The 23,785-nt window shown below is 41.0% G+C and carries 16 protein-coding genes; 11 read left to right on the plus strand and 5 right to left on the minus strand.

Features of this window, described 5'->3' with window-relative positions; all coding sequences use genetic code 11:
- Positions 1-174 precede the first annotated feature (174 nt).
- The 6 genes from BVC89_RS00065 (at position 175) to BVC89_RS00090 (ending at position 13,945) form a co-directional block, all read left to right on the plus strand.
- Positions 175-6,162 carry a beta strand repeat-containing protein gene (locus BVC89_RS00065; RefSeq protein ID WP_158657718.1) on the plus strand — a complete coding sequence of 1,996 codons (5,988 nt, stop codon included), beginning with the start codon at positions 175-177 and terminating at the stop codon, positions 6,160-6,162.
- A 99-nt stretch (positions 6,163-6,261) separates the two neighbouring features.
- Positions 6,262-7,887, plus strand: a complete 1,626-nt coding sequence (locus BVC89_RS00070) for a caspase family protein (RefSeq protein ID WP_245929266.1) — start codon at positions 6,262-6,264, stop codon at positions 7,885-7,887.
- 128 nt (positions 7,888-8,015) lie between these two features.
- The gene (locus BVC89_RS00075) at positions 8,016-9,500 is read left to right on the plus strand and encodes an autotransporter outer membrane beta-barrel domain-containing protein (RefSeq protein WP_086929267.1); all 1,485 of its coding nucleotides are present in this window, start codon (positions 8,016-8,018) and stop codon (positions 9,498-9,500) included.
- Between the two features lie 168 nt (positions 9,501-9,668).
- Positions 9,669-13,136 carry an Ig-like domain-containing protein gene (locus tag BVC89_RS00080; RefSeq protein WP_158657719.1) on the plus strand — a complete coding sequence of 1,156 codons (3,468 nt, stop codon included), beginning with the start codon at positions 9,669-9,671 and terminating at the stop codon, positions 13,134-13,136.
- Between the two features lie 92 nt (positions 13,137-13,228).
- The gene (locus BVC89_RS00085) at positions 13,229-13,621 is read left to right on the plus strand and encodes a RidA family protein (protein ID WP_086929269.1); all 393 of its coding nucleotides are present in this window, start codon (positions 13,229-13,231) and stop codon (positions 13,619-13,621) included.
- A gap of 18 nt (positions 13,622-13,639) precedes the next feature.
- Entirely contained in the window at positions 13,640-13,945 is a 306-nt protein-coding gene (locus BVC89_RS00090; RefSeq protein ID WP_086929270.1) for an NIPSNAP family protein, read from the plus strand.
- Between the two features lie 47 nt (positions 13,946-13,992).
- On the opposite strand, the gene BVC89_RS00095 is transcribed toward BVC89_RS00090, so the two are convergent.
- The 3 genes from BVC89_RS00095 to pspF all read right to left on the minus strand — a co-directional run bounded on the left by BVC89_RS00095 (position 13,993) and on the right by pspF (position 18,305).
- Positions 13,993-15,579 carry a serine/threonine-protein kinase gene (locus BVC89_RS00095; protein WP_086929271.1) on the minus strand — a complete coding sequence of 529 codons (1,587 nt, stop codon included), beginning with the start codon at positions 15,577-15,579 and terminating at the stop codon, positions 13,993-13,995.
- Between the two features lie 318 nt (positions 15,580-15,897).
- On the minus strand, positions 15,898-16,698 hold the full coding sequence (locus BVC89_RS00100; protein WP_086934447.1) for a PhoH family protein: 801 nt from the start codon (positions 16,696-16,698) through the stop codon (positions 15,898-15,900).
- A 614-nt stretch (positions 16,699-17,312) separates the two neighbouring features.
- Positions 17,313-18,305, minus strand: a complete 993-nt coding sequence (gene pspF / locus BVC89_RS00105) for a phage shock protein operon transcriptional activator (RefSeq protein WP_086929272.1) — start codon at positions 18,303-18,305, stop codon at positions 17,313-17,315.
- 209 nt (positions 18,306-18,514) lie between these two features.
- Here pspF and pspA point away from each other — a divergent pair, with 209 nt between their 5' ends.
- The 4 genes from pspA to BVC89_RS00130 all read left to right on the plus strand — a co-directional run bounded on the left by pspA (position 18,515) and on the right by BVC89_RS00130 (position 20,765).
- Positions 18,515-19,177 carry a phage shock protein PspA gene (gene pspA, locus BVC89_RS00110; RefSeq protein WP_086929273.1) on the plus strand — a complete coding sequence of 221 codons (663 nt, stop codon included), beginning with the start codon at positions 18,515-18,517 and terminating at the stop codon, positions 19,175-19,177.
- Between the two features lie 50 nt (positions 19,178-19,227).
- Positions 19,228-19,464: an envelope stress response membrane protein PspB gene (pspB, locus tag BVC89_RS00115; protein ID WP_086929274.1), complete on the plus strand. Its 237-nt coding sequence runs from the start codon at positions 19,228-19,230 to the stop codon at positions 19,462-19,464.
- Positions 19,465-19,474: 10 nt separating this feature from the next.
- Positions 19,475-19,945, plus strand: a complete 471-nt coding sequence (locus tag BVC89_RS00120; RefSeq protein WP_086929275.1) for a PspC domain-containing protein — start codon at positions 19,475-19,477, stop codon at positions 19,943-19,945.
- A gap of 397 nt (positions 19,946-20,342) precedes the next feature.
- Positions 20,343-20,765, plus strand: a complete 423-nt coding sequence (locus BVC89_RS00130; protein WP_086929277.1) for an NINE protein — start codon at positions 20,343-20,345, stop codon at positions 20,763-20,765.
- A gap of 107 nt (positions 20,766-20,872) precedes the next feature.
- On the opposite strand, the gene BVC89_RS00135 is transcribed toward BVC89_RS00130, so the two are convergent.
- Positions 20,873-21,763 carry a LysR substrate-binding domain-containing protein gene (locus tag BVC89_RS00135; RefSeq protein ID WP_086929278.1) on the minus strand — a complete coding sequence of 297 codons (891 nt, stop codon included), beginning with the start codon at positions 21,761-21,763 and terminating at the stop codon, positions 20,873-20,875.
- 119 nt (positions 21,764-21,882) lie between these two features.
- Here BVC89_RS00135 and BVC89_RS00140 point away from each other — a divergent pair, with 119 nt between their 5' ends.
- Positions 21,883-22,548: an FMN-dependent NADH-azoreductase gene (locus BVC89_RS00140; RefSeq protein ID WP_086929279.1), complete on the plus strand. Its 666-nt coding sequence runs from the start codon at positions 21,883-21,885 to the stop codon at positions 22,546-22,548.
- Positions 22,549-22,591: 43 nt separating this feature from the next.
- Here the strand turns inward: BVC89_RS00140 and BVC89_RS00145 are convergent, their stop codons facing one another.
- Entirely contained in the window at positions 22,592-23,773 is a 1,182-nt protein-coding gene (locus tag BVC89_RS00145; protein ID WP_086929280.1) for a hypothetical protein, read from the minus strand.
- Positions 23,774-23,785 lie beyond the last annotated feature (12 nt).

A 23,785-nucleotide genomic window follows, 5' to 3' on the forward strand; every position in this document is an offset into this window, starting at 1 on the left:
TAAATTACCTTAAAATATATAAGTTTTAGGACTATCACTCTAAAAATAACTGTTTTGTCTATGTAATGTTTCACATATTTATAAAAAATAGGTGAAAAATTAGGCGTTACTAGCGTAATTAAGGCGTTACTAAAATAAAGGTTTTCAATAACAATGCTCGGGCATATAAAGGACATGGATACACCAATCATAGCACTGCCATATCAGCCACAACCACGTCGATGTATTGCACTACTGTGTAATAGTGTTCTTATGCTCGTGCTGGCAATTTTTTCTAACCACACATATGCCACCGTGACTTACGATGGTACTCAAGGGGTGTTTAACCAAATATTCTCAAGTAACTGCGCTACCAGCGGTTGCCATAATGGAGCACAATCGCCGAACCTCACCAACTTTTCTGCTGCCAGTAGCAATAGCGCACTGATAGCTACAAGGATGGGGAGTGCCGGAAGCCCCATGCCACCTAGCGGACAGTTAAGTGGGACTCTGATTTCTTTGGCAAGTTCCTGGAATAGTGACGGAGCTCTCGAAAATGCTGCGCCCCAAGTCACAACAGGTTCGGCAACAAGTGTTACTAAAACTTCAGCAACCTTGACTGGAACCTTGTTTGAGAACGGCGTAGAAACGTCGATGGTTTTTCAGTATTCCACTGCATCCAACCTAAGTGGAGCGCTGACAAGTTCATCGAGTACAGGCAGTGGAACCGGAGGTGGTACATCGGGTGCGAGTATTTCTATTGGCATTTCATCGCTAACATGCGGCACCACTTATTATTATCGTGGGCAAAGTAACGCCAATGGTACATATAGCAGCCAACAAGGAAGTAACGGTATACAAAACTTTACCACCAGTGCCTGTAATGTTCAGCCGGTTATCTCATCCACCGCGCCCACATCCGCCACCGAAGATGTGCAATACAGTTATCAAGTGTTAGTAACCGACTCAGATGATAGCTCTTTCACCTATGGTTTAAGTGGTGAGCCCAGCGGCATGACGATAAATTCAGCAGGCCTAATAAGATGGACTCCTACCAACGGCGTAACAACATCGGGAACCGTGACTGTTAGTGCTGCCGATGGCGGCGAAGATGGCGTAACACCAGCGACAGAAACGTTTACGGTTACTGTCGCGGCGGTAAATGACCCCCCTACTATTACATCCACGGCATCGACCACCGCAACAGAAGATACGCTTTACACTTACACTGCAACGGTAAGTGATGTTGATGACAGTAATAACGGTACTGATTTAACGTGGTCACTTGCAAATGAACCCAGCGGTATGGTGGTCTCGTCCACAGGGCAAGTGACCTGGACGCCGGGCAATGGTGTTAGCACTTCGGGTACTGTTACGTTAACCGTGCAGGATGGTGGGGAAAATGGTGCTAGCCCCGACACAGAAAATTTTTCTATTTCAGTAACGGCAGTCAATGATCCTCCTATTATTACCTCAACTGCATCCACCACGGCAACGGAAGATACTTTATATACCTATACCGCAACTGTTAGCGATATTGATGATAGTAACAACGGCACTGATTTAACGTGGTCTCTTTCTAATGAACCCAGTGGCATGGTGGTGTCATCTACAGGACGAGTGACATGGACACCGGGCAACGGTGTTAGCACTTCCGGCACTGTTACGCTAACTGTGCAGGATGGTGGGGAAAATGGTGTTAGCCCCGACACTGAAAATTTTACTATTTCAGTAACAGCGGTCAATGATCCACCTTCTATTACAACATCAGCGCCGACCTCCGCAACAGAAGGCAACCTCTACACCTATACAGCAGGTGTTACCGATGTTGATGATGCCAATGACGGTACCAATTTAACGTGGTCGTTATCGAATGAGCCTTCGGGCATGGTGGTATCGAGCACTGGCCAAGTAACATGGACACCCGGCAATGGAGTATCCACATCGGGTAACGTGACGTTAACGGTGCAAGACGGGGGAGAAAACGGGTCATCTCCTGCAACAGAAATGTTTACTATTACAGTTGCCGCATTCAATACACCACCTAGTATTACATCTACTGCACCAACGACAGCCACCGAAGATGTGCAGTACAGCTACCAAGTCCAGGTAACAGATGCGGACGATACTAACGACGGTACCAATTTGTCTTTTGTACTAAGCAATGAACCCAGCGGTATGACAGTTTCTTCCACTGGCTTAATTACCTGGACTCCTACAGAGGGCGTGACGAGCTCTGGTTCAGTTACAGTAACTGTTAGTGATGGCGGTGAAGATGGCGCAGGACCCGATACTGAAATTTTTAGTGTTGTCGTTACCAGTGTTAATGATGCACCTACGATTACCAGCACTGCCGGAACCACTGCAACGGAAGATATCGCCTACAACTATACACCGACAGTTGTTGATCCTGATGATGCCAATGATGGTACGAATCTAACGTGGTCGTTATCGAACGAGCCTTCCGGTATGACGATTTCTTCCACGGGTGCAATTAGTTGGACCCCAACAGAAGGCGTTTCAACTTCTGGTACAGTGACTGTTACGGTGGCAGATGGTGGAGAAGATAGTGCAAGTGCATTTAGTGAAAACTTCACCGTTGCTGTTACAGCCGTTAATGATCCGCCTTCTATTACCTCAACCGCATCCACCACGGCAACAGAAGATACTCTATATACTTATACTGCGACGGTGAGCGATGTTGATGATAGCAACAACGGTACAGATTTAATTTGGTCCTTAGCCAACGAACCCAGTGGTATGGTGGTATCGTCTACCGGCGAAGTCACCTGGACACCTACTGAAGGTGTTAGCACTTCCGGCACGGTTACCTTGAGTGTCAGTGATGGTGGGGAAGACAGTGCAGCTGCTGCGACAGAAGATTTCACTATTAATGTTACTGCCGTAAACGATGCGCCCTTGATTTCATCTGTGGCTCCCACTTCTGGTTTAGAAGCCAATCAATATAGTTATCAAGTAACGGTTACAGACCCTGACGATAGCAATAACGGAACAGATCTAAACTTTGTTCTTAGCAATGCTCCTGTTGATATGAATATCTCCAATATGGGGTTGATCACCTGGGTTCCACCCGAGGGAGCAACAACTTCAGGTGAAATAACTTTGACTGTCAGCGATGGCGGTGAAGATAGTGCTGCTCCTGCCGAGCAACGTTTTACTATTTCTGTAGGTATTTTTAATAGTCCTCCTTCTATTAACTCCACCGCACCGACCACAGCAACTGAGGATATTGAATATACTTATCAACTAAGTGTCAGTGACGTTGATGACCCTAACAATGGTGCTGATCTTTCCTTTAGTTTAACTAATGCTCCGACAGGAATGACTGTCAGTACCACCGGTCTAATTAGCTGGACACCCACCGAAGGTGTATTAACTTCCAATACTGTTACTGTCACCGTTGCTGACGGTGGTGAGGACAGTGCTGCGCCTGCGACAGAAACATTCACCATAACAGTAACCCCGGTGAATGATGCACCGCTAATTACTTCCACTGCACCCACCGCAGTAGTGGAATTAAATAGCTACAGCTACCTTGTTACTGTGACTGACCCCGATGATGCCAATGATGGCAGCGGTGCCCTTAACTTTGCTCTCAGTAATGCCCCCTCAGGGATGACGATTAGTAATACCGGCTTAATCGAATGGGTTCCAGGTGAAGGCACGCGCACATCTGGGCAAGTGACTGTGACAGTAAGTGATGGTGGAGAAGATAGCGCACAAGCGGCGCAAGAAAATTTCACCATCAATGTTATTGAGTTCAATACGCCCCCTGCCATTACTTCGCAAGCTAGTGCCACAGCAACAGAAGATATTCCCTATAGCTACCAAGTGGTGATAGATGATATTGATGATCCCAACGACGGCAGCGGTGCCTTAACCTTTGTGTTGATGGACGCCCCAACTGGAATGACAGTAAGTAATACTGGCCTGATTAATTGGACACCTACCGAAGGCGTATTAACTTCAGGTACTGTTACGCTTATTGTAACTGATGGTGGTGAAGATAATGCTGCTTCGGCGCAGGAACAAATCACTATCACAGTAACCGCTGTGAATGATGCACCTGTCATTACTTCCACTGCACCAACCACCATCAATGAAGATGAAACCTTCAGTTATCAAGTAGCAGTAACGGATCCAGATGATAACAATGATGGCTTAGGCCTAAGTTATTCGTTAACAAATGCCCCTACAGGTATGGCGATTTCACGCATTGGGTTGATTACATGGCCTACCGATGAAAATAGTCCTCTTACTTCAACCATTACTGTAACGGTTATAGATGGCGCTGAGGATGGTGTTCAACCTGTTAATCAAACATTTACTTTAACGGTGGTGTTTGACATTGACTCTGATGGTGTCGCTAATGACGAAGATAATTGTCGAACCACTGCCAATGCAGATCAGGCCAATAATGATGGTGACAGCAACGGAGACGCTTGTGATAGCGACGATGATAATGATGGGATCTCTGATGAATTTGAAGTGGCTAATAACTTGAATCCTTTCGATCCTTCCGATGCTAGTGAAGACCCGGACAATGATGGCTTGACCAACCTTGAAGAGTTCAACAGCAATCGCAATCCTAATATCGATGATACGCCTCCTGTGGTAACTGCGCCTTCTAATATTTTGCGCTTATCAACAGGCTTCGAAACTTTCGTAGATGTTGGTCAGGCGGTTGCTACCGACTCTTTAGACGGTCCTGTGACTGCAACCCCTAGCATGCCCTCGGGTGGTTTTAGTAGTGGACGTCATATTGTTACTTGGACAGCAACTGATGCTCAGGGTAATAGTGCTACAGCAGAACAGATAGTCGATGTGATTCCGCAAATTAGTGTAGTTAGCAATCAGAGTATTGAGGAAGGGCAAATTGCCAGTGTTGTTTTCGCGCTCAATGGTGATCCAGTGAGATTTCCCGTATCTGTCGACTATAGCCTATCAGGCACTGCCGATGGCAATGACCACAACTTAGTTGATGGTACTCTTGCCCTAACAAGTGCAACGGCAACATTGCGCTTTAATATATTGGCAGATAACGTGGTTGAGGGCACAGAAAACCTTATATTAACACTGGCAAATCCCGTCAATGCCACCCTTAGCAATAGCATTATTCATCAGTTGGATATTGTGGAGTCGAATATTGCTCCCACAGTTGAATTAAGTGTTGAGCAAGCAGGAATGCCTGGCTTAATTGTAACTCGAAATGGTGGATTGGTTACCATTAATACATCAGTAAGTGATCCGAACATCAATGAAAGTTTTACCTATGACTGGGGTAATACTGATAACAGCCTTAGTTCTGTCATCGGGCTTGGTCAAAGTAGCTTTGTCATTGATCCTATGAATCTAGCCGAGGGAATATATAAAGTCGGCGTGGTTGTGGCTGATAGTAGTGGGGGGCTATCCAGCAACGAAGTCATTATTAGAGTTAGCGATAATGCCGCTGTCGATGCAAACTCTAATGGTATTGATGACGCTGTCGACCAATCAACAGAAAATTTTGTACTGCAAGTAAATACAGAGACGACCTCTTTAGAAACAGAACCAACATTGTCATTGCGTTTAGGAGAAACAGCGATTCATGCAGGAGCAGATAGCCTCACCGTGAGTCTGCAAGAGCTACAAGACCTCGGTGATTCTGGTCAGCCAGCCAATGCGCAAACAGACTTTACTTTCAGTAGCGACTTACTGGATTTTGTTATCGACAACTTGAGTTTCCCAGGTCAAAGTGTCAGTGTGATATTTCCTTTAAGCTCGGGTATCCCGGAAAATGCCGTATATCGGAAGTTTTCTATTACTTCTGGGTGGAATGACTTTGTTGTAGATGACAACAATAAAGTTGCCTCTGCCCCATCGGTTGAGAATGTTTGCCCAGGGCCTGGCGCTGAAAGTTATCAAGATGGTTTAACTGCTGGAAATGATTGTGTGCAATTAACCATTGAAGATGGCGGTCCAAATGATGCTGATGCAACGGCAAATGGAGTGATTCAAGATCCCGGTGGCGTTGCCACGCCAGCGCAGACCACTAGTGCTGGTAGCGATAATAATAATAGCAACGGCGGATCATCTGGCGGCGGAGCGATAGACTTCATGTATTTATTTATTTTGTTGTTATTAGTCTTAAAGACTATTTATCGTGGCGCTTATAGCCGATAAGCTTGAAGGCGAGTAAACAATAACAAGTAAGTCGAGGCTAATGTAGTACGACCTACATATTTATAAAGATAACGTTCCTTAACAAGGAAGAGCACTATTATGACAGTAAGAAAAAATAGTACTTTAATTAGGGCTATAAGCCTAAGTTTAGGTATGTCTGTAGGCTTGTTGGGTTGTGGTAATCAACAGCAGAAAGACAATGTGGTAGAAGGCGCTGCGCAAACCATTTCGGACCTGCAAGTTGTCGATTGCTTATTGCCTGGGCAAGTACGAAAGCTAGGTAATTCCACTTACCTAACACCCCGTCGCCCTACCCAAACGACCGCAGCAGATTGTCGTATCAGAGGCGGAGAATATGTCGCCTACGATAGAGCAGACTACAAGACAGCATTAAATGTTTGGATGGAAACTGCTGAGGCAGGAGACGCTGAAGCGCAAGTAAATGTTGGGCAGATATTTGAGCGTGGTTTAGGTGGCGAACCTAACTACGAAGCGGCTGTTATTTGGTACGAAAAGGCCGCTAAACAAGGTAATGCTCGTGCTCAATTTAATTTGGGAACCCTATATGAACAGGGTTTAGGTGTTGAAAAAAATAAGTTACTTGCAATTAATTACTATCGCCAGGCCTGGGGATTACCCGAAGACAATGTGATTTATCAATCTGCGGCTAATAAAGAGCAAGAAGCTCTGCGTGAGCAACTGAATAAAGCACTTTCTGAGAAAAATACCCAGATTAAATTGCTTAGCCGACAAATTTCTGACCTAGAAAAAAAGAATACACAAATTGCTAGTAATGATTCGGCAAAGGAAGAGATAAAACAATTAAAAGAATGGGTCGCTCGCTTAGAGGAAGAACGTAAGTTAACTGTGGCAGGTATCGAAGAACTACCTCGTTACCGCAAACCAAGCGCGGCACCTGTAAAACAAATTCGTACAGCAGGAAGCACAGATAATGTTTCACTGAAAGATATTAACTTTGGTAAATATTACGCATTAATTATTGGTAACCAAAATTACGACTCTATTGAAGATCTATTTACGCCGCATGCAGACTCAGTGAAAACAAAAGAGCTGCTGGAAAAGGAATACGGCTTTGACGTGACCGTTCTCTTAGATGCCGATAATGCCAATATTATGCGTGCTATTAATGAGCTCAATGATAAGCTCACAGAAAAAGACAATTTGTTAATATTTTACGCCGGCCATGGTAGCCGCATCACCACTGGTGATTATGAGGCGGGCTATTGGCTACCTGTTAACGCTGGTGCGCCACCAGATGATACATTTTGGGTATCCAATGAATTTGTTACTCGCCATTTAGCGCGTTTAAAAGCGAAACGTGTCATGGTAGTCGCCGATTCTTGTTATGCCGGATTGTTATCAAACGCACCAGGTTATCTCTTTATGGGAGATGACGCAGATTATTCTCTTGATTACGTGCGTTATAAATTACCGCAAAAGTCTCGTTTGCTACTTTCTTCTGGTGGTGATGCACCAGTATTAGATAATTTCGGTCGCGGTAACTCATTGTTCGCCAGAGCATTTCTAGAGGTATTAGAAAATAGTCAGGGAGTTATTAGCGGTCCTGAATTATTTCTAAAAGTTCGTGAAAAAGTATCTGAAAGATCGAAAAAGTCTGGTGTAGTCCAAATACCAGAATTTAAAGCAATTAAAGGCGCAGGCCACGAAGTAGGTGATTTTTTCTTTGTAAGAAAAGCCTCCTAATAATCTAAAATTACATAACAGCTATTAAGTAATACCTGGGGTTCATTGGACGGACCCCAGACTTATTTCTAGGTATATTTGCTGTCGTTTGTTGTAAAAGTCCGACTAATACTATTTGAGGAAGAATCATGAGGCCTAAAGGTATAACACCCTATCTGGCATCAAGTGCATTAATTTTAGGAATAATTACTACTCCTACACATGCAAATATCCAGCAATTAATTGATCAAAATCTTTTTAACGATCTTGAACGAGAAGCCGCGTCTGCAGCTTTAATCACATACAACAGACTAATTAGTGATGGTGGTTGCAGTGATTCTCAAAGGATTGGTACAGGTACTTGTTCAGGCCAAACTTTTGAGCTGTTCGATAATGTTCGAGAATTGATTCATACTGCTAATGAGATTACAGGCGCAGGACCTACTGCATTTAGTTTAGGGGCTGATATCGAAGGTTTAGGCTTTTCTCTGCGTTGGACCGCTGCAGAAGAGTACGCCGCGCAAGGGAATCTCTCCAGTGAATTTGTTGGTGGTCAAGTTTCCGGTTTAGCAGCTCGTTTAACAGCTTTAAGAGCCGGTGCGTCTGGCTTTAATATTATTGGTATCGGCAGTACCTGGCAGCAGAATAATAATGGTGCACTTGCTTCAGCCTATGGTAATCGTGGTGCGGGTGCCAGTTCTGACGGCAATGCTTATAGCCCTTGGGGAGGATTCCTCAATGTGGACTTTGGTAGTGGTAGTCGTGAACCTACCAATAGAGAAGATGCTTTCGATTTTGAAAATTTCCAATTTACTTTGGGAATGGATTACAGAATAAATAATAATTGGATTGCCGGCCTTGTCTTAGGTAACTCTATACAAGAGATTGATTTTGATAGTGCCTTGAGCATCGTCGAAGGTAAAATCGAAGCAGATGGCGTAAGCATCATGCCTTTTGTTATGTATCAAAAAGATGCTTGGTATGTAAGTGCTTCTTTAGGTTGGCAACAAATATCTTTTGATTCAGAAAGAGCGATACGATATCCATCGTTTAACTTAGATTTAGAAAGTATTAACACTTTGGCTGTCAGTGATACTGACGCTAATGTGACATCATTGTTTGTAGAAGCAGGATATACATGGTTTTGGAAGAAGTTTGCCGTAGAGCCTTTCGCTAATATTACATATAGCGATACCAGCGTGGATGGATTTATTGAAGATGATGTTAATAACGATGCTTTTGATTTGGTAATAGAAAGCCAGGATATAACCTCTCAAGAATTTACTTTTGGTACCAAATTTCAGTACACCTTGACCCCATCCTTTGGGGTTTTTGTGCCGTATATTACTCTTGAACTTATTACTCAAAACGATGATGCATCGCGTAATATCCGTGCTTATTATGCGCAAGATACAACTGGCACAACTGCCTTTAGTGTTCCAACCGAAGAATTGGACAGCTCCTACTACAGCTATACAGTAGGTATGTCATCGGTTATTCGTGGCGGTCGTCAGCGGCAAGCTGGTGGCGCAGTTGGTGGTGATATTCAAGGTTTTATTAGTTATAAATCCCTAGAAGGCTTGGAGGGTTTTGATATCGATCTCTACTCCCTCGGCTTACGCTATACCTTTTAAAAAACCCAAAATTAATTTATGTGTTAAAGAATTTTGGTAAAAGAAATAAAAATATAATTTTTATTCGACATTTAGTTTTTGCCAGACATGTTATATGTCAGATTGATAGAACTGTTATTGGATTAATTATTTGCAACCGAATATATTTTAGGTTGCCTGGAGCGCAAAGTGACACACCTACATAAATTGTTGACGGTCCATTTTACTAAAGTATTTTCTGCCCTGTGCCTGTCTACCATGGTAGGCTGCGGCGGCGGTGGTAGCGATGTGGGTAGTCAAAGTGATGGTTCTCCTATTGCTACGGCTGAAGTATTTGGAGCAAGTCAAGCGACGTCTGGTGAAATTGAAGTTCGCTCGGGAAAAGATGTGTTATTGTCGGGCTTTAATAGTGATGGTATTGATGACCCTCTACTCTCCTTTCAATGGCAACAGGTGAACACTGGAGATTACCCTGTAGAATTTTACGAACGTACACGAAATTCAACAGTTTTTACCGCACCCCAGGTGCCGTTGACTGAAGCCGGTGGAGTACTTCTGCAATTTGAATTAACAGTGATAGATGCAGATGGAAAAGAAGCAACTGATCAAGTGGGTGTTCGTGTTAAACCGGCTTACGATTCCAATAAATTCTTATTAAATCCCAATGTTGACGAAAATTTTGTGGTAATTGTTGCTGCAGCTGCGAATACTGCGCTTGCAAACGAAATACCGTTCACACTCAATATGATGACTACAGCTAGCTGGACGGACCGCGACGGTAACCAACAAACAATTAATGTGGATAGTAAAAACTTCTCTGGAAGTGTTGCTGCAGGACAAGTGCTTGAAGTTTCAGATGCACGTAATACTTTTTATAAAGTGCCTATTCCTCTTCTGGATGCCGATGAAATTAATGTAAATTTCCAAGGAGCGACACGAGGCGGCAGATTAGAGTTCGAGCATGTGGAAAATGCAGTGCTTAATATTACACTCTCCCTGGAACAACAGTCCACTGGCGCTATCGACGTTTATTTAGCCCGTGATAACGATGCACGTTTTGAACTACTAGATATTAGTTCTATACGCACAGCTGCCGGCCAACTAAGTTTTAGCGACGAATGGCTGCGTCAAAACCTACAAGTGGAATCGCGGCGTTCCGCCAACAACTATTACGACTGTATAGACCCAGAAACAAGAGCCGACACTCTTACTAAATGGATTGAGCAAGCTGGGTTTAATGCTTATCCTGATTCTGTTGTACATACTTCATATGTTAATAACTACGATCTAAATTTTGGTCGTGATATGTATGTGCGCAAAGATGATAATGGCAATGTATATAGCTATGTTACCAATTATCCTTCATTGGAAAATATTTTTTCTGGGCGCAATGAGTTTGCCATAGTGGTCATGGAATATAGTGCTGCTCCTACGGGAAATTGTGGCGATGGAACATTTGAGGATGATGTTAGCGGCAAGAAAATTGTCAAATTCTATTCCTATGTACCAGATACAGTTACCGGTGAGTATGTAAGAGCACCAAGTATGAATTTTGATGGGCGTGGTGAACGTATGGTTCCCGGTGTGTGTGTCGCTTGTCACTATGGCGATACAAACTCAGATCAATTTAATGCTGCAAACCTAAATGATATCAATGCATCTGCAGCCGATCTAGACTCTAGCTTTATTCCTTGGGACCTGGACGCCCTTCTATATACACAAAGTAATGAAGTGGGTGTGATCGACCCCGTCTATAGCTCGGCAGAAATATCCGATGAAATTACCGTGCAATATAGCCGGGAGTCTCAAGAAGAAGCTTTTCGTTTGCAAAATCAAATGGTGCTGGATACCTTTACCCACCATACCAATAACTTAAAACGTTTTGAAACACCCATCAAAATGCTCCACGGCTTTTATGGCAATAGTGAAGCTGTAGAAAATTTGAATTTTGGCAGTCAAGAAAATCCACTTAGCTCTGAAGAGTTGACGACACTGCAAAGCCAAGTTTCTACTTTGCCTAATAATCCATTTGATAGTGACTACGTGCAAAGTGGTTGGCATGGGCAAGAAGATTTGTATCGTCAGGTATTTGTCCGCAATTGCCGCCTATGCCACGCTCAAGTAGGTAATCAAGCAATTGATTTTGATAGCTACGATGAATTCATTAATAATAAACGACTCATTCCCTTTGTTTTTGAGCAAGGCACAATGCCACTCTCTCGTTTAACAATGGATCGTTTCTGGATCGACTTTTATGGCAATAGCTCGCCAGCAGAGATATTACGTAATCACCTTAACAGCGATACCAACCCTAATAATGATGTACCTCTTGAAACACTTCCTGGTTACCCTGTGGCGAATATCTCGCCATCGGAAAATGCTGAGCTAGCAGCGGATGTTATTGTAGATTTTGGTAGCACAGTATTATTCGATGCGAGTGATAGTTTATTTACTAATGCGTACGAATGGAGTGTTGATGGTAATTTTGTGAGTAACGAGGAAAAATTCGTTTTCACAGCTGGTGAACCTGGCACACAATCCCAAGTTAGTTTTATTGCTTCTAACACAAGTGTTGCGTTGGTTTCTAATACGGTACAACGCTCAGTCTTAGTCAACAACAATGTTCCCAATCCTCAAGGTGTGCCTGCACAAAGTGTCAACGAAAGTGCATCGGTTGCCATTGATATATTTAATAGCCTGTGCCCTGGCCAATCTCCTGATAGCGAATCTTGCCGATCAGTATTTGGAGATATTCGCAGTGGTGAAGTTCCTTCAATCGAAATTACTGGTGCTGTGACTAATGGTACGGCGAGTGTTACTGATGCTACATCAGGTATTGTAACTTTCACTTCAACAGCTGCTTCCTTTTTGGGTGCTGGAGAATTTAATTTTACATTAACGGACAGTTTCGGCGAGAGTTCCTCTTCGGCTAATGTTTCTATTACAGTTAACTCATTGGATGGGCCTGAGATTGTTGGACCGGATACCTGCTCAATGGATGCTATCAGCTCCTTTAACGAAAATAGTTATCCGGTGGTATTTGGTTCGGTTCCCTGTCTCAATCCCTCTGCCAATGATACTGTTGCCGATGGGTTGAGCTTGCAAGTTATTAGTGTTGGTTCGCCAACACAGACAAACTCTACCGTATCCGTAAGTAATAGTGGCGTGATATCTTATACGCCTAGCCGTTTCTTCGTCGGTCAGGATAGCTTCTCATACACGGTACAGGATAGTTCACTGTCGCAGAGAACAAATAGCGGTACAGTGGTTGTAACCATCAATGCTACAGAAACTTTCTCCTCTCTTCTTGCTAGCGATGGTGTTTTTGGTCGAGAAGGAGCCACAGGTTGCGGTAGTTGTCACGTTGGTAATACAGCCGGAGCGCCAGATTGGAGGCAAATTGATAATGTGCGTTTGGCCGCAACAAATACAGAATTTATACCTTACGATCCAGCCGAAATTACCTTAGCTGAGCCAACTACAACTCAGCAACTGCTAGGTAGTGTCTTGTTTCAGAATTCGTGCAATAGCTCCGGCGGACATACAGGAGGTAATCGCTTGTGTAATGTCGCAGGTTCACCCACCAGTATCAGTGACCTCAATAATGATGGGTTGGCTATTCTTCGTTGGCTTGAAGAAGGTGCTGTAGATAACTAATCTCTACCCCAAACAAATGTCCTCTATTTGTTTGAGGTGCAGTAAATAAAGATTCTGTAAATAAAAGGTGCTTTAGATAAGAAAGGTGTGATATGGGTGAAAGAAAATTTATTTATGAAAGTAAATCCTTGCCTAGTTGGAACAACCCTATAAGTCACGCCGTTGTTGCTAACAATATGTGTTTTGTTAGTGGCCAGCTTTCTGTAGGTTTGGATGGTAAATATATCGCTGGAACAATGAAAGAAGAATCAAAGCGTGCTTTTAGAAATTTTTTTGCTGCAGTTGAAGCAGCAGGTTTTTCTAAAGAGGACATTGTCTTTGTTGATATTGCCTTTTGCGACCTAAATTTTCTGCACGAAGTTAACGAATTATTTATATCTTTATTTCCAGAGAATAAACGACCAGCCAGGACCGTCTACGAAGTGTCTGCACTACCTTTTGGTGGTAAAATAAAAGTTATGGGTACCGCAGTAAAAGCTGATTAATTTAAATTTTAAAATAATATGATTACTTGTTTTATCAGATATGAGATAGATCCCTATAAGCTTGAAGAGTTTGAGCATTATGCCAAACTGTGGATTCCATTGGTGAATAAGTTTGGTGGTCAACACAATGGCTATTTTTTGCCATTAGAAGGTGCCAATAATATAGCTTTAGCTCTTTTTACTTTTCCAAGTTTTAGTGACTATGAGAAGTATCGGGAAGACTCTTTTAAAGACGAGGAATGTATAGCAGCTTTTGATTATGCGAAGAAAACTCGCTGCATCGTAAGTTACCAAAGAAGTTTTTTTAAGCCTCTATTTAGTTAGGACCCGTTAACAGGTCCTGCAAACACTAGTAAATAAAAAATCTAGAACTATAGCTCATCTAAATCGGCAAACGCTGGGTAGCGCTTTAAATCATTAAGTTGCGATTTTAAAAACTCTTTGCTTTTTTCATCGCCTGCTTTGTCTAAATTTTCTTTAAAAATAGCAACGACTTTCTTTTTTGCTTTCTTTATATCGTCATTTGTTCCATGAATTTCAAATGCTGAATTGAACTTCGCCACGGCGCCTTGCATGTCTTTAAACTTGAGTGCAGTATTGCCCTGCTCCAATAACTCGTAAAATTGTGTTTGCTGCTCTTTAGGTAAAGAGCTAAAGGGCACACTTTCGACTTCTATCGTCTGTATATAAAAGAAGTTAGCTATGATAGCTAAAACAATAATTGCTGTAATCGATGCTATTCTTTTCGGTGCAGAATTTGCGTTGTTGAAACGTTTTAAAAATACACTCGCATCGGGAATACGAGAATCTCTTTCTAAAGATAATGTGTCCAATAAGCATTTCTTTAGAAAAGGATTTTTAATTTCTGGAATTTTAGGTGAAAGTTTTTCTTCGAAAGCTGTTTTTGCATCTTTGCGATCAAACGGATGAGGTCCTCCCATGATTTCGCAAATAATAATACCTAAAGCGTAGATATCATCGCACGGATGAGGTGGTTCGAAACGAATCATCTCTGGGCTGGCGTAACTGAGTGTTAGAGCACCTAGCTGACCTGCATCAAAACTGTCTTGATAAAGCTCCTTATTAGCTGCTCTGGCAATCCCGAAATCTAGGATTTTTATCACACCATCATCGGTGAGAAAGATATTAGCAGGCTTTAGATCGGAGTGGACGATACCTTTAGTATGAGCATAGGCTAAGCCTTTAGCTATCTGTTCAATGATATCGAGCTTCTCTTTATCATCCAAAAACTTGTTGGTTTTACCTTTGATTACGTCGATTAGAGGCGCACCAGAAAGTTGCTCCATCGTGAGATAAACAACATCTTCTTCACGGTCAAAATCATAGACGGTTACGATATTTGGGTGCGCTAACTCCTGAGTTTTTCGGGCTTCACGTTGCAGCGTTACGAAAGCGTGTGGATGATCCCTAAAACCCCCTGTTAACAATTTGATAGCAATATAGGGCTTATCATCCCCCGCTTCCTTTTTTATCAAGTCCAAAGCTCGATAAACTGCACCCATTCCACCTCGTCCCAGCACTTCCTGCAGTACAAAACGGTCGCGGATTACACTACCAACATCAATTTCTCGGTGGGACCCGGTTGGCCTTGGGGTACGTTCCATACGCTCTATCTTGGTGATAGGTGCGTCAGCAAGCTCACTGAGCCCGGTAGTACTCGATGTTTGATTACCAGCAAGTGTTTGAGGACTGCGCAGTTTGGTTTGCGAAGAAGTCGAGGTCGCGCCTTCAACCTTTGTGGGTTGAGAGCTTGGAGTTTTGACTCGGGTGGCATCCGAAGAAGGTATTGAATCAGAGGATTTTACGCGAGTTTTATCGTCTACTACAGTAGCGCCTGTTTTGACTACAGTTTGATCACTGTCAGGCTCATCTTTACCCGAGTTTACTGTAGTAAGCGGGAGATGACTCGCACCCCGCCCTTCTGTTTTTTTGTCCATAATTTATTAAGGCGAAATGGCTGGTAAATTGTCTTATCTGGCTAAGTCTAGTCTTAACAGACGTTTATAGCTAGCCCTTCAAACCCCAAACCGCAAGGAATTTTACGTTTGTGACGTTTTTATGGAATTCTAAACCCATTTTGTATAGTTTGAAATTTATACACTTATAAAATCTATGTATATAATTTATAGCTCTTAAGTGTATAAATCTCATGCTAGAGGCGGCTCAAACATATCTATTTCCCAATAAATTTGCCAGGCAAAGTTTGCTTGAGCGCCTGTGGGTGGATTTAATATATTTGATTTTTGTTTATGGAATTATTCCGATGTAACTTCATAACGCTCCATTAGTTCACGTACTAGACCACTTCTGACAATATCGTGGCGCTCAAATTCATGGATGTGTACGCCAGGTAAGCCTTCTACCCTTTCGATAGCATCTGATAAACCATTGCGTCCTTTGATATCACTTTGTTTGACGTCGCCGTTAACAACGACTTTACAGTTTTCGCCAATGCGGGTTAAAAACATCTTCATTTGTTCTGGTGTCGTGTTTTGCGCTTCGTCGAGAATGACAAAAGTATCCTCATTGAAGGTTTTACCACGCATATACGCCAGAGGTGCTGCCACAATACGGCCATGGCGTAGGCAATAGTTGACAGTACCGGCACCGAGACGCTCATTTAAAATATCTCGAAAAGCGTCTATATATGCAGCAAACTTTTCATCTAAATCGCCGGGCAAAAAACCTAAATTTTCACCTGCCTCTACAGCGGGACGAGTTAAAATTATCCGCTCGATACTACCTGATTCAAGCGCTTCTGCTGCTAGGGCGCCAGCACAATAGCTTTTACCTGTACCTGCCGGGCCTATGCCAAAGGTTAACATGTTATTTTTTATCGCATTGATATATGCTTTTTGAGCACTGGTGCGGGGTTTGAGGGGAGCTTTATCCTGCCTAGGGGAATAAGCTGTGTCGAAGTTTTGTAAGTGAGCATTAAGCTCAACTATTTGTGCACTTTCATTGTTTCGCTTTTTTGATGAACCATTTTTTGTACGCTTGCTTTCATATTCTCGTGAAGAATAAGAACTACGTCTTGCACGGGACTTTTTCGCCATAGTGTTCTCCGCTTTGGTCATTTAATCAGCTACCCCTATTGGTAGCGATAAACGTGGTGAGATTTTTTCGACCGCCTCCTTTAACAATCTATACAAGTTAATATGAATAAATTTTAGTATCTAATTGTTTCCAATCCGATACCTTCTTAATTAAAACTATTGCAGTTTAGTCATCATATGTAAATAGTAAAAAAAAATTTTTTTATTGCAGATGAATTAAGTTTTTGTCACATTATTGAAGTAATTTTGCTGTATTCATTAGTAAAACATTGAAATATCAGGTTTTTTTAGGAGTTATATACAAATACTGATACTTTAGGCTAAACTAAGTAAATAGTGGAATTGAGACATATTCCTTAAAATTGTTTTTCTTCGATTCACTCAAGTTTGAAGTGACGCCTACCCTCTTCTGTCCCAAAAGCCATACCCATAAAATCTTTTACACAAAATTAGACACTAGATCACACTGCACAATAAGATAAAGAAACGTTATTTCCGTTACGTAAAGACTTATTATATTCAATGGTAATATGAAAAAAATAAGGTTTTTTTCTAAAAGCTACCACTAGATAAGTACATTTTTATCTATGTAAGCAAATCAATTCTAAATTTTATTAAATCTCATCTTTATATTTTTTTAGTAAAGCACGCAGTTGGTGATAACTCATTCCTAAATAGCTTGCCGTTTGCTTCTGATGATTTTTACAAACAGTCAAAGCTCTCTTTAGGAGTTCTAACTCCATATTTTTAATTTGGTCATGAAAGTTTATGCAAACCTCGTCCGTGGCTTGCATAATGGAAGGCGTTTGTATGTCTTCTTTATTCGAAGGAAGTGATGAGTTTTCATTACTTTTAAAAGGGTTAATGATCACTTCTTCTACCGGTGTATCGGGATCATGCCAATGGCATATACTTCTCTCCACAACGTTTTTAAGTTCACGGATATTGCCTGGCCATCGATGATTTGTCAGTTCGCTTAGAGCTTGTTGAGAGAAACCAGAATAATATTCCCGTTCCAATTCTAAACACATTCGTGTCGCAAAATGATCTACCAACGTTGGAATATCATCTATACGTTCCCTTAAGGGGGGAACGTTAATAACATCAAAGGCTAAACGATCTAAAAGATCGTGCCGAAATTTACCTTTATCTGCGAGTTTTGGTAAATCCGCATTTGTTGCCGCCACAATGCGAATATCTACTTTTAGCGTCTCTTGTCCACCTAAACGTTCAAACTCCCCATACTCTATAATACGCAACAACTTCTCTTGAATGCGCAATGGCATTGTTCCCAATTCATCAAGAAACAACGTGCCACCGTCGGCGCGCTCAAAGCGTCCCATTTGCATTTTGCTAGCACCAGTAAACGCGCCAGCTTCATGGCCGAATAACTCGCTATCGAGCAATTGTTCGCTAATAGCAGCGCAGTTCACTTTGTGAAAAGATTCGTCCCAACGCTTAGATAGAAAATGCAGCCTCTCGGCTATCATCTCTTTACCGCTTCCTCTTTCGCCAATAATTAAAATAGGGCGATTGAGCGCAGCCACCCTTGAAACATGGTCGAGGGTTTCGGTTAATGTGCTGGATTCTCCAATAATTCTTTGCATGAGTTTGGTTTATTTAGCCATTATGTGTGATTTTATTATCCATTTAATGGTTAAAAAAACCAATATAAATTTTCATTTTATTGGTCGAAAAATGACTTTCCTATATAAAACAATGAGTTAAAAGAGTTGGCATGGTATCTGTAAAGGTATGTATGACAATCGCTGATAAAGCGTAAGTCAGATAAGTCAATTAAATAGGAGTCTCAAACATGGGAATTTTTTCGCGCTTTACAGATATTATCAATTCGAATCTCAATGCATTACTTGATAATGCAGAAGACCCAAAGAAAATGATTCGTCTAATTATTCAGGAAATGGAAGAAACTTTAGTCGAAGTCAGAAGCTCATGCGCAAGAATCATTGCTGATAAAAAGGAGTTGCATCGTCGCTTAGCTCGTCTAACACAGGAAGCTAGTGAGTGGGAAAACAAAGCAAAGCTTGCTATCAGTAAAGGACGAGATGATTTAGCTCGAGCTGCTATTGCAGAAAAATCTGCAATTGAAGAAGAAGTAAGCACAGCAGAAGCTGAACTTGCATCTTTAGAAGATCATTTAGCCACACTAAATGATGAAGTTGCCCAACTACAAATTAAGCTTGATGATGCTAAAGCCAAACAAAAAGCATTAATTTTAAGAGCTCAAACAGTTGAGAATCGTTATAAAGTAAAACGCCAAATCAATAAGAAAAATATTGATGATGCCTTTACTAAATTCGAACTTTTCGAAAAACGTATGGATGAACTTGAGGGCCACGTAGAATCATTTGATGTAGGCCGTAACGATCTTGCGTCAGAAATTGATCAATTAGCAAAAGATGATGCTATTAATGAAGAGTTAAGTCGTTTAAAAGAACAAATGACATTAAAAAAATAAATTCGCTTAATTAATAAGGCCATAGAAAATGGCCTAACAAGGACCCGACAATGGAATTCTTTTACGCACCAATTATTTTGTTCTTAGTTATCGTAGCTCCTATTTGGCTTATTCTTCATTATCGTTATAAGTCAAAAATGGCTCAGGGAATTAGCAGCCAAGAAGTGAGCGATATAGAAGAAATGTTGGAAACATTGGATAAATTGATTGATCGAGTAGAAACACTAGAAGAAATTCTCGATGCAGAGCACCCAAATTGGCGCAAATCTACTGGAAAAAGAAACTGAGGAATAAGCTATGACACATGGAAAATATGAAAGATATATGAACTCTCGTCGCAACGGCTTTAGTATGAACTTATATCGCAATACTAAAGACAAAAAGATTGGTGGCGTCTGTGCTGGAATAGCAGATCATTTTGAGATCGATCATAACATTATGCGTATCGCCTTTGTCGCAGCGGTCATTTTTACAGGTCCCATCGCCTTTTGGGGATACTTTATTGCATGGATTGTATTGGTGCCTAAGTCTCTAAGTGATAGAGAGTTGAGTAAAGGTGGCGCTGATAAAATGGACTATGAATATGATGAAGGTGAACGCTGTTATCGCCGCAAAAAAATGTTTCGCTATCGTCGAAGTACGAGTGAGCGGTTAAGTAGAGCCAAATCTAAACTCGAAAAAATAATGAATCGAGTAGACGATATGGAACACTATGTAACATCAAACAAATTTAATCTTAATCGACAATTTGCAGACTTGGAAAAGTAAGGAGAAAACCATGCAATATAGAGGATTTATTCAGTTCGCTTTGTTGCTGTTAGCAAGTGGTTGTTTAGTTTTCGGTTTGAGCATCACACTTTTTGTATTGGTTGTATGCTCCCTGATGATTGAGTTTACAGCATGGTCCAAAGTATTGGAGCCACAACATAGCAGCGTGTAGTCTGTGAGGTTACTATGAGCCTACAACTACTTAAGAGCACAACATTAACACTTACTGCTATTGCTTTTTTAGCTTTAGAGAAATTAACAAATAATTCTATTTTTTGGATGCTAGGAATAATGTCTTTTATTGCTGTTTCGATTAAATTATTTTTAATCGAGAGTAGAGAAATAAATCAGAGCCAGATAATAGAAAAAGTATTTAGATCGTAAAAAGGAAAGGAAGATGAGAGAAAACAACACACATTCGAAAGTTATTGGTTATATTGCATGGATCTTTGGCTTTATGGGAGCACACCGTTTTTACTACGGCAAGCCTATTACAGGAACGATTTGGTTTTTTACTCTCGGTTTATTTTTCATTGGCTGGATAATTGACCTCTTTCTTATTCCTTCCATGGATGAAGAAGCAGACTTTCGCTATGAAGAGGGTTCGATAGATTTTTCTCTAGCCTGGATATTACTGGCATTTCTAGGATTTTTCGGGGTACATAGGATGTACATGGGTAAATGGATTTCCGGTTTACTATACCTTGTCACTTTAGGATTCTTTGGTCTAGGTGTGCTGTATGATTATTGGACCTTAAATGGCCAGATAGACGAAATTAATAGTCGTCAAAACTATAGACGCTCTCGTTCTTACGCGTAACTAGAGTTGTTTTTATTTTATACATTTAGAAAGCGTCAAGCCTAGTATAGTATTTTAAAAATTGTAAAACTACACTACAGCCTGACGCTAAGTTTTCACACAACATATTACTTAAAAGTACAGTCGCTAAACTTTTTCACTAGCCAACTTTGAAAAAAATCTACTTTGCTTAAACCTTTGCTAAAAGGCGATATAAGTAAATAATAATCTAGACCAGGTAGAGAGCGAGAGTTTTTGTAAGCTTTTAACCAACCGTATTGAAGTGCGGACTGCGCTAATACTGAGCTTATAAGAGCTACCCCCTGCCCTGCTAGAGCGGCTTGAAAAACATGATCCTCTTGATCAAAATATATTATTGCTGAACAAGGATCATAAAGTTTATTATGCTCAAACCATTTCTGCCAAGTGATTGATGGTAAATTTTTATTCTTCCACTTAGCTTGTATAAATTTAGCATGGGCCAAATTTATACAGTTATCATAGTAGTTTTCAGTAGCATAGGCATCAAATGTTTCGGTTGCTAATTTAATACAGCTATCATCTGCGTCATCGAAACACCCATAACGTATGGCAATATCTATGCGACGATCCGTTGCTATATCTACAAGCTCTTCTCCTGTTTTAATTTCAATATTAATTTCTGGATACAAAGTTTGAAATTCTTGTAAATGTGGAACCAACCACATCGAAGCGAAAGACGTAGTTGTAGCAATCCTCAAAACTGATTGAACATTAGATATCTCTTCCAAAGTAGAAGAAAGTTGTTGTAATGCCTGATGAGCTGATTGAGCGAGCTTAGAACCTTCACTTGTAAGTTTTATCGAACGCGTTTGACGTATAAATAACGACACCCCTAGCTTTTCCTCTAGTTTGGCTATTTGGTGGGATATAGCTGTTGGTGTGATATTTAATTCTTCTGCAGCAGCTTTAAAACTATTCAAACGTGCAGCCGACTCGAGCACTTTAAGACTATTTAGCTGTGGAAGGTGAGAAAACATAGAAAACTCATTATAAGTTAATTAAATTCATCTATATGTGAAATTCTATCATTTGTCAAACAGTTGGGGCTTGGTAATAATTTCTCGTAATTAATAGAGTGCTATCAACGGAGGTTTCTATGGCAACAATACTACATATAGAATCTAGCGTGCGTGTTAAACGTTCAATATCTAAAGCTCTTGGAAGCGAATTTATCAAACAATGGCAAGCTAAATACCCTCAAGATAAAGTGATCTATCGGGATCTTGGAAGACAACCTCCCGAGTTTATTTCAGAAGCCTGGATCGAAGCCGCTTTCACTCCATGTGAACTTCGAACAGATGAGCAAAAATCATCTATTGCTCTGTCAGATTTGCTTATTAAAGAACTGTCCCAATCAGATATTATTGTAATAACAACACCTATGTACAACTACGGTATGCCAGCACATTTGAAAGCCTGGTTTGACCAGGTTATCAGGGTCAATGAGACCTTTAGTTTCGACTTAAAGCGCGGTGATTTTCCATTGCAACCTACAATGTCCGGTAAAGCACTTGTACTATTAACTTCTTGTGGGGAATTCGGATTTGGAAAAGATGGGGTAAGAAGAGAAATGAATCATCTAGGCCCACATATTCGCACGACTGGCACATATCTAGGGGTAGAAGAGTTTTATGAGCTAGGAATTGAATACCAAGAGTTTGGTGATGTCAGGCATGAAAACTCTATAAAAGCCGCCTATGCGGCAATACCAGAGCTTATTAATCAAGTTGTGCAAAAGTCCCTGAAGCATGATTACCAGTAATCATGCTCATATTTATATAAATAAGGTGTAGTTATTACCCCAATTATTCACCTTTAAGACTCCTTAAAAAGTTATCTGGATTATTAATTCTCTCATCGCCTCCACGTGGCTTGAACGGTTTTAATCCTCCGAGTAATAATGAAAAAGCATAATCATTAGAACGCTTTTTGATATTACTCTGTTTTAACTTTTTGTATTCAGGATCATCTAAAATTTTATCATGCTCATCTGAAATAGTAGAAGAATCTTCGGGCTCTTGAATTTTTATACCATTATTGCCAAGAAATATTTGTGCATAACTTGCAATTAACTTAGATGGTGATGCAAGACTACCTTCTTCATTTTCTGGTATTTCTTTTGAGCCTGTAGGGTCTTTTAAGCTGGTGTTTGATCTACCCAGTGTAGCATGACGTCCAGGGAGTTCGCAGAACCCCGTTTTAACGTCATCACTGATATTGAAGTCCTTTGGGTATTGGGGTACATACGTTTGTTTTTCCTCATCTCTAGAATAAAGGGCATATAGAGATTTTATGTGCACGTTGTCATTCTCACCGTTGAGGCTAAGTTTATTGATAGGTTGTTTACCTTTACTCCCTCCGGCGACAGGATCGATCAAAAATAAGTTAATTTTCAGTGGCTGTGACTCCTCCTCTGGGAGCTTGTAGCCAAAAATTGATTTGAGTTGATGGACAATTTGGCTTGCTGTTACAGCAGCACCTCGGCTGTAACCTATAATGTTAACTGTGCCTGGGATGCCCCCTTTGTCTTTCAAATCAATGATGTTACTGACAGCTGTCGCTGCACTATTTTCTGAACCTTTACCTGTCACAAATGCTTTTATTTTTGCAGTTTTATAACTACTACCTGCAATCGTTCCAAATGTCTCTCGCATATTTTTTCGAGTCATGGTTCTATCTAAATCGTTATATGCATAGCTACCTGGAGGTTTGCCGGCCGCTGGGCCATCAACAATAATATAGTCTTCATTTTCATTACCATTAATTTGGCTCGCTATATGTGCAATTGTTGAGTCTTTGGTATTGCGACTTTGTCCGCTGCCATGGGCAAAAATTACAAATGCTCTCTGCGGATTTACAGAATCGATTAACCTATCTGATACTTTACTTGCTTCTGAAGCTTTATCTACATTGCTTGTCTCAGCGCTAGTATCTCTGAGGGCAGTCTGAGTCGGGATAAAAAATGCAGGTCTACTAATAACTGTCAACCTTTTAATCTC

The organism is Agarilytica rhodophyticola, from assembly GCF_002157225.2.
In the GTDB taxonomy this organism is placed as follows: Bacteria; Pseudomonadota; Gammaproteobacteria; order Pseudomonadales; family Cellvibrionaceae; genus Agarilytica; species Agarilytica rhodophyticola.